At 56.6% G+C, this 7,593-nt stretch carries 9 protein-coding genes and 1 pseudogene; 7 read left to right on the top strand and 3 right to left on the bottom strand.

Features of this window, described 5'->3' with window-relative positions:
* A partial coding sequence (locus tag IQ254_RS28140) for an IS30 family transposase (RefSeq protein ID WP_193969121.1) occupies nucleotides 1–272 on the top strand: 272 nt, incomplete at its 5' end.
* A 28-nt stretch (nucleotides 273–300) separates the two neighbouring features.
* Here the strand turns inward: IQ254_RS28140 and IQ254_RS28135 are convergent.
* Nucleotides 301–942 (bottom strand): DUF4347 domain-containing protein, encoded by a 642-nt coding sequence (locus IQ254_RS28135; RefSeq protein WP_193969461.1) that lies wholly within the window; start codon nucleotides 940–942, stop codon nucleotides 301–303.
* Between the two features lie 335 nt (nucleotides 943–1,277).
* Here IQ254_RS28135 and IQ254_RS28130 point away from each other — a divergent pair, with 335 nt between their 5' ends.
* The 4 genes from IQ254_RS28130 to IQ254_RS28115 all read left to right on the top strand — a co-directional run bounded on the left by IQ254_RS28130 (nucleotide 1,278) and on the right by IQ254_RS28115 (nucleotide 5,290).
* Nucleotides 1,278–2,033 carry a MinD/ParA family protein gene (locus tag IQ254_RS28130; RefSeq protein ID WP_193969460.1) on the top strand — a complete coding sequence of 252 codons (756 nt, stop codon included), beginning with the start codon at nucleotides 1,278–1,280 and terminating at the stop codon, nucleotides 2,031–2,033.
* Between the two features lie 6 nt (nucleotides 2,034–2,039).
* Nucleotides 2,040–3,071, top strand: coding sequence for a glutaminase A (glsA, locus tag IQ254_RS28125; protein ID WP_193969459.1), 1,032 nt, complete (start codon nucleotides 2,040–2,042; stop codon nucleotides 3,069–3,071).
* Nucleotides 3,072–3,162: 91 nt separating this feature from the next.
* Complete coding sequence (locus IQ254_RS28120; protein ID WP_193969462.1) at nucleotides 3,163–4,290, top strand: sensor histidine kinase; 1,128 nt, start codon at nucleotides 3,163–3,165, stop codon at nucleotides 4,288–4,290.
* 16 nt (nucleotides 4,291–4,306) lie between these two features.
* The gene (locus tag IQ254_RS28115) at nucleotides 4,307–5,290 is read left to right on the top strand and encodes a dienelactone hydrolase (protein ID WP_193969458.1); all 984 of its coding nucleotides are present in this window, start codon (nucleotides 4,307–4,309) and stop codon (nucleotides 5,288–5,290) included.
* On the opposite strand, the gene IQ254_RS28110 is transcribed toward IQ254_RS28115, so the two are convergent.
* Entirely contained in the window at nucleotides 5,291–5,629 is a 339-nt protein-coding gene (locus tag IQ254_RS28110; protein WP_193969457.1) for a hypothetical protein, read from the bottom strand.
* A 372-nt stretch (nucleotides 5,630–6,001) separates the two neighbouring features.
* Between IQ254_RS28110 and IQ254_RS28105 the strand changes: the two genes are divergently transcribed.
* Together IQ254_RS28105 and IQ254_RS28100 are read left to right on the top strand one after the other, a co-directional pair.
* Complete coding sequence (locus IQ254_RS28105) at nucleotides 6,002–6,418, top strand: nucleotidyltransferase substrate binding protein (RefSeq protein ID WP_193969456.1); 417 nt, start codon at nucleotides 6,002–6,004, stop codon at nucleotides 6,416–6,418.
* Nucleotides 6,409–6,738: a nucleotidyltransferase family protein gene (locus IQ254_RS28100; RefSeq protein ID WP_193969455.1), complete on the top strand. Its 330-nt coding sequence runs from the start codon at nucleotides 6,409–6,411 to the stop codon at nucleotides 6,736–6,738. The genes IQ254_RS28105 and IQ254_RS28100 overlap by 10 nt, the downstream gene beginning before the upstream one ends.
* A gap of 277 nt (nucleotides 6,739–7,015) precedes the next feature.
* On the opposite strand, the pseudogene IQ254_RS34030 reads toward IQ254_RS28100, so the two are convergent.
* A pseudogene (locus tag IQ254_RS34030) lies at nucleotides 7,016–7,239 on the bottom strand (phage integrase N-terminal SAM-like domain-containing protein); the annotation flags it as partial.
* Nucleotides 7,240–7,593 lie beyond the last annotated feature (354 nt).

Below are 7,593 nucleotides of genomic sequence, written 5' to 3'. Positions count from 1 at the left end.
TTAGTAATCATGCAGAGTTGAGTAAGGAGTTGGAACTATTGTGTTACTTTGCTAATCCTTATCATTCCTGGGAGCGAGGTCTCAATGAACATACGAATGGATTATTAAGACAGTTTTTTCCAAAGCAAACAAATTTCAAAATCGTCAAACCGGAGACATTAGAAAGAGCCGTCATGTTGATTAACAAAAGACCAAGAAAATCGCTTGACTATAAAACGCCATTTGAAGTATTCTATTCAGATAAATCAGACGCTGATGCACTTCAGATTTGAATTGGCGATTTATTGTGAAAGATCAGTTTTAAATCACCGTTAGATCACTGTCGCTGGAGCAATCAGTGATCTTGACAAATGATGACTCTTTGCCCCGATTTCGGTTAGCGGCAACGCACTGCTTTACCAACTCCAGGGGCAGGACCAGAGACGGCGTTAGGGTTGCGGTGGTGCAGTCAAACTCCCAACGACCGGCGGCGAACCCAGCATTGGGGAAGGCGGTACAGGCGGCGATCGCGGCCCCGGTCAGATGATGCAACACATCGATCAGCAGCTTACCGGCCTCGGTGCGTGCCATCTCGCCGTTGTAGATCCAGATTTCTGCCCTGGGAGCTAGCCGCGATCGCCACTGGCATAGCGTCTTGGCGTAGTTTGGCAGGGTGTCGTAGCGCAGAGCAACGTTACCCAGTTGCAGGCCTTCACCATGGACGGGCGTGACCAAATGGAGGCAGCGAATAGAGGGTAGAGCCATTAGCATTTGCAAGATCGCCGCTATGCCATCCTGCGCTGGGCTCAGCAGCAGCACCTCTACCGGGGCAGTAACAGTCTGCGCTAGAAAGCGGTAGCCCTCCAGGTCACGACTGATGACCACTAAATCTTGCCCTGGAGAATCTGGCTCTAGGCTTAAAGACGGCCTGGCGAGGGAATTAACTGGGGTGGTAGATGACATAGCAGCCTCCTTCAAGATGGGCTGGGCCTGAAGCTCAGGGGTTAACTCATGGGTGATCTGTTGAAGAGTTAGCGGATGTATGTGGCATACGTCTGGGGCTACATCTAAAGTGTGGCCGAATTTGCCCAGCGCCGAAAGATCAGGGGTGGATCAGTTTTGGATCAGCCATTACTGATCCAAAACTGATCTTGACTGGGCAATGGAGGGAGCCTCACCCTAGGACGTACAGATGGGGCACCCTATTCAACTCATCGGTATTCCCAGATAGGAATTTGACGTTTCTTCTGCCGCTAGTTAGCTAGAGCCTCGTAATCGCGCCTATCAGACGATCAGCCATGCCAAAAGTGATTTCAGTGCACTCCTACCGAGGGGGCACCGGCAAGTCTAATTTGACCGCAAATTTGGCGACTACCGTGGCCCAGCAGGGGTACCGGGTGGGGGTGGTCGATACCGATCTGCCGTCGCCAGGGATTCACAACATTTTTGACCTGGAGCCAGAGGTGATGACCAAAACGCTCAACAGCTACCTGTGGGGCGAAGCCGATCTGGCCGACGGTGCCTATGACGTTGGCCGAAACCTGAACCTAGGGAAGGGTGGAACACTGTTTTTGGTGCCCTCTAGCTGCAAAGCCGACGACATCGCCCGCATTCTTAAAGATGGCTACGACGTGCGGCTGCTCAACGATGGTTTTCGTCAGCTGGTGAAAACCCTGGAGCTCGATTATCTATTTATTGACACCCATCCGGGGCTGTCAAAGGAAACCTTTTTGACCATTGCTATTTCTCACTGTTTACTGCTGATTGTGCGGCCCGATAAGCAAGACTATCAGGGCACGGCGGTCACCCTGGATGTCGCCCGTCAGCTCAATGTGCGCCATGTGCAAATTGTGATTAACAAGGCCCTGGCCTGCCTGGCACCAGAGGTGCTGCGGCAAAAGGTGGCAGAAACCTATGGGGTGCCGGTGGCGGGGCTGTTTCCCCTTTCGGAGGATATTGCCAAGCTGGCCAGCGAAGGGGTGTTTTGTGTGCGCCACCCCGAGCATTTGGTGACGCAAGAATTACAGGCGGTGGCCCGCCGGATTATGGAGTAAAGCGCGATGACCAGCACCGGCGAGTTAAAAGCGTTTGCAGATTCAATTACGGCAGCGACATCGCCCTTTCGTAACTATCTCAGCGATCTGCACCGCGAGTATTTGTCTCTAACCGAGGGAACCGTCGCTGACTATATTCCTGAGCTGGCGCTGGCTGACCCCCAGTGGTTTGGCATTGCCGCCGCCACGGTGGATGGGCAGGTGTTTGAGGTGGGCCACTGTGACCAGCCCTTCACCATTCAGTCGATCTCCAAGGCGTTTGTCTACGGGTTGGCCCTCGAAGACCACGGTCGCGACTATGTGAATAGCAAGGTGGGGGTCGAGCCGACGGGGGAGGCGTTCAACGCCATTGTGCTAGATGAGGCGACCAATCGCCCCTGCAACCCGATGGTGAATGCCGGGGCGATCGCCACCGCCGACCTGATTAAAGGCAAAGACGGCACCGAACGCCTCAAGCGCATGCTCGACATGTTTGGCCGCTACACGGGCCGCAGCCACGACATCAACGTGCCGGTGTTTTTATCCGAAAAATCGACCGGCCACCGCAACCGGGCGATCGCCTACCTGATGCTGAACTTCGGCATGGTCAGCGATCGCATCGACGAAACCCTCGACCTCTACTTTCAGCAGTGCTCGATTTTGGTCAATGCTCGCGACCTCAGCCTGATGGCCGCCACCCTGGCCAATGGTGGTGTTAACCCCGTCACCGGCGATCGCGCCCTGGACCAGCGCTACGTACAGGACGTGGTCAGCGTCATGCTCACCTGCGGCATGTACGACTCGTCGGGCGACTGGGCCTACCGGGTGGGTATGCCCGCCAAAAGCGGGGTCGGCGGCGGCATTACCGCCGTTTCACCCGGCAAGCTGGGCCTGGGCATCTTTTCGCCCCCCCTCGATGCTAAAGGCAACAGCGTGCGCGGCATTCGGGTCTGCCAGCAGCTCTCCAAAGACTTTGGCCTCCACCCCTTTAACGTGGCCCCCGCGCCCAAAGACCTGGCCACCTGGCTTATGGGCAGCGCAGACCTCGACAGCTGGTAGCTCAGGTGGATTTTGGATTTTGGATTTTGGATTTTGGATTCCCCCATCACTCCCCATTCCCTACTCCCTACTCCCTACTCCCTACTCCCCCATGCAGCCCATCAAAAACACCCTGCGTCTCTTCCGATCGCCGCTTTCATCGCGCATTATTGCGGGCATGTTTTTGAGTTTGGTGGCGATCGAGGCGATTTTGCTGGTGCCGTCGGTACAACGCCGTCGGGGTGAGTTGCTGAGCCAAATCGAAGAGGTCTCCACTGGTAAAGTGCGCTGGATTGTCACCACCTACCCCGCCGCCACCGGGGCTGAGCTGGCCCAGCACCTGCAGCAGCTACAGCAAGACCCGATGATGCGAGACATTTTGGGCGGGGCCGTCTACGACGCTGACGGCAATTTGGTCCAGGCCTTTGGCGAACCCCCAGAGCTTGCGATCGCTGAGGCTCTCCAGAATCGACAGCAGCTGTTTACCCAGACAGGCGAACGCCGCTACGACATCGCCTGGACGACGACCGGCATCGGCGAAGGCATGCTGCCCGACCTGGTGGACAATCACTGGATTGTGCTGCGCCACAACGCCGACGGCACCCAGCGAGCGCTGGTCTTTTATATACTCAGAATTAGCGGGCTGGTGCTGCTGATCGCCGGGTTCATTACCCTGGCGATGATGGTGCTGCTGAGTCGGCTGCTGATTACCCCCATTCTGACCCTGCGCCACGATCTGGCTCTGGCTGGCGAAACCGTGGCCTGTGACGACAATGCGCCAGAGTTTGCCTCCCTGCGCTATCCGCGCAAAGACGAACTGGGCGAAGTGATTGCCACCTTTAACCAAATGTACGGGCAAATTTGCGGGGCAATTAGCGATCGCAAACAGGCCGAAGCCACCCTGCGCCACCAAAACCAGGAAATGCAGGAATACATCCGGCAGGTAGACCAGGTCACCGCCGCCGCCACCGCTGTAGACAAAGGCAGCTTTGACCCCGCCAGTCTGGATGATGTGGCCCAGCGTGATGACCAACTCGGGCAACTGGCCCGCATGTTTCAGCTCATGGCGGCCCATGTGCAGCAGCGCGAAACTAAATTGAAACAGCAGTTGATGGAGCTGACTATCGAGATTGACCAGGCCAAGCTGCAAAAGCAGGTGGCCCAAATTACCGAAAGCGATTACTTCCAACAAATTCAGGCGGAGCTAAAAGATCTCCACCCCGATGAATTTTGGCGTTAGCAAAAGTGTTTAAGCGATGACTGTACGAGCCCTGTTTCGAGCCGTCATGGTAGACGGTGCCCCCGCTCCCTACAATACAATTCAGCTCAAAGTGTTCTACCCGGCCCAAATGTCTGGCAGCGAGCCAGAGCGCAACCTGGGTGTGGTGCCCGCCGATAGTGAGCAGGCTCCGTTTCCCATCGTGATTCTCTTCAACGGCATCAACTGCGGGCCAGAGCTGTACCGGTGGCTGGCGATCGCCCTAGTGGAGCGGGGGCTGGTAGCGGTGACGTTTTCATGGGTCGCCGAAAACCTGCCGGGCCTGATGGCCCTCACCCCAGGGGTAGACCTCGCCATGCTGATGCCCGATCGCTACGGCCAAGGCCCCACGGCATCGGCGTTGCCAGCGTTGTTGAACGAATTGGAAACGCTGAATGCAGCAGGCGTGCTGGCGGGCCTGCTCGACTTAAACCATGTCATTTTGGGTGGCCATTCCGCTGGGGGCCGGGTCGCCATAGAAAGCGCCAGCCCAGAGTTTTTTCCCTCCGTCTGCGCCGCCTTTGCCTACGGTGCCCACACCGCAGCGATCATGCAGTTGGGCTACGAAGCAGGCAAAATCTTACCGCTGCCCGACCGGCTGCCCCTGCTGCTGATGGGCGGCACCCAAGACGGGGTGATTGCCAACAGCAGCGACCGCTACGGCATCACCTGGGAACGGCCCACTACGCCAATTGAGCGCACCTTCCACGAGGCCATTCGAGGCGGCAGAGACGATTGCTATTTACTTTCATTAGAAGGGGCCAACCACTTTTCTTTTGTTGAGCCTTTTGATGCCACCACGGGCCGAGCGTTTTTAGATTTTCCGGCGACCCAACCCGCTGCCACCCTGCGCGAGCTAATGGCGGCAGCGATTGGCTCGTTTGTAGAGGTCTACCGGAGCCAACGGCCCGAGGCCCGCGAGTCGCTGGTTCAACGACTGTCCGCGCCCCAGCCGCTGATCGCCCACTTTGAGCACAAGTAGCTAAAACCGCCATCTGGTGAGAATGCCCAGTTCGGCAATGGTGGCTTGGGCCTGGGTGGAGAGGGATGCGATCGCCCGAGGGGGAGTCTCTAGCGCTAACAGCGCCAGCAGCCCGCCGAGTACGGTGAGCAGGGCGGTAGACCAAAGGCCAAAGCGAGGGGTAGCGTTGTTTGGGCTGGGCTGAGGCGGAACGGTGTTTGGCGATTGCCCTTGAGGGCAGGTCTTTGACCATCGCAGCTCAGCATCGCGATAAACTTCCAGCAGAATGTAGTTTCCCAGCGCCGTTTCGAGCACCTGGGCGGAGAGATCAGAGTTGGGCCGAGGGTGAGAAGAAGACATGGGGTTATCTCCTGAGAGCAGTGCAACTGTGCTCCACAGTGCCTGCCATCTCTGAAGCCCCCGTGACCACCACCTGAATTCTCCTTAAAAGCCCCCTAAGAAATCTGAGTAATACCGAATCCGAATTCCATACCCCGATTCCCAAAAGGCCAATCTGTAGGGGCGCACCGCTGTGCGCCCGGCTGAACCGGGGTTAGCCCAGTAGGATTTGTATAAGCCAGGTTCACCTGTCCTTACTTTGGAGGGGCGCGGCTCAAGGGCACGGTACGCGCAAACCTTAGCCACCCGTGGCTAACGTGCAAACCAAGGGGGCTAAGGTACGATTGACCTAAGCCCTGCAACCTGCAAATCGGGCGGCTTCGCCAAAGCACCATGATCGACTACAGCAACCTGCAAAAGGCCCTCAAACACCTAGAGGTGCAGTACGCCAACTACAAAACCCTCGACCCCGCCCAGCCGCCGCTCATACAAGAAGCCGTGGCCGAGTCAGTGATTCAGCGGTTTGAGACCTGCTATGACGCCCTGTGGAAGGTGCTAAAACGCTATTTAATTGAAGAGTTGGGCCTACCTGAGGTGCCCAACAGCCCTAAACCCATCTGGCGACTGGCCAACGAAAACGGGCTGTTGCCCTCGACCGCCGAGCCGTGGATCGCCTATGCCAATGCGCGCATCGGCACCGCCCATGACTATAGCGGCGACAAGGCTCAGGCGGCTCTGGCGCTAATGGAAGCCTTTTTAAGCGACGCCACCGCACTCTACCAAACGATGAGTGGTCAACCATGGGCCTAGCCAACGCTATCGCCCTGACGCCCGAGCAGCACCAAATTGTTGTGGCTCTGGTGCAAAAACACTTGCCAGATACGACCGTGTGGGCCTACGGCTCTCGGGTCAGGGGCACGGCGCGCCCCCCCTCTGACCTGGACCTAGCGGCGTTTGCCACACCGCAGCAGCAGGCGGCGATCGCCGATCTGCAAGAGGCGTTTGATGAGAGCGATCTACCCTTTAGGGTTGACCTGCTGGTGTGGCATGAGTTGCCAGAGCAATTTCACCACGCCATTGCGGCAGACTATGCGGTGGTGCAGCAAGCGACGGACTCATCGAAAGTCTGAGCAGATCCCAGGGGTCTGATGGGGATGAATGACTGGGCGATCGCTCTGGGCCGGTCTTCGACCATCGCCCCCGCTAGAACCAAGCTATGCCACTTTGCTAAATAGCTATGCCAGTTTAACGATCACAGGCCTGCAATTAATGATCAGCAGGTGCAACATACTAAACAGCGGTGCCTGCTTAACGATCAGTGGCCTGTGATTAGCGATCGCAGGGTTCAACGCCAACGGCTCAACGTAGAAGGCTACTGGTACAAAAGCTCCCCGTCAACCATGGAGCCGTGGATGCTGCCACCTGTTCTTGCACCGCTAGATACGTTAGAAACTGAGTAACCTCTGCTGTGCCCATCTCCTGTGGGTGACGCTTGTTGTTGAACTGTTGTTGAACAAGATGTAGCGGCGAATCCAGTAAACATGGGTTTGCTCCGTCCGGTAGGAGTAATGCTTGAGCCTCAGGGCACCTCGTACCTGGTCTAGCAACTTCTTGAGACGAGGCGGTTCCATGGCAGACTCCGTACATGAGTATCAATTATAACACCGTAGTACCTATGAACTCTAAGGAGGATTGGAAGATATGCGGATCTTGTCTGCCTATCTACCCCTGAGAGGGCTAATATGCAGATTATTCGCTGCCTATCTACCTTCCAGGGGTGATTATGCAGCAGATAATCTGCCTATCTACCCTACAGTGGGGATATAGGCAGATTGGATCAGTCTACTAACTTGTTAGGCGCGCGACTCGAAGTCGTTCGGGGGAGTTGGAAAGGACTCCTAAGTTCTTTCCCTGCTAGTGTTCAAGCAGATGTCCGCCTCGGAATGTTCAACCCGTAAGGGGAGGGCAGTATCAGCAGACGAGGT

This window comes from Nodosilinea sp. LEGE 07088, from assembly GCF_015207395.1.
In the GTDB taxonomy this organism is placed as follows: domain Bacteria; phylum Cyanobacteriota; class Cyanobacteriia; order Phormidesmidales; family Phormidesmidaceae; genus Nodosilinea.
This window is presented reverse-complemented; position numbering and strand designations above follow the sequence as displayed.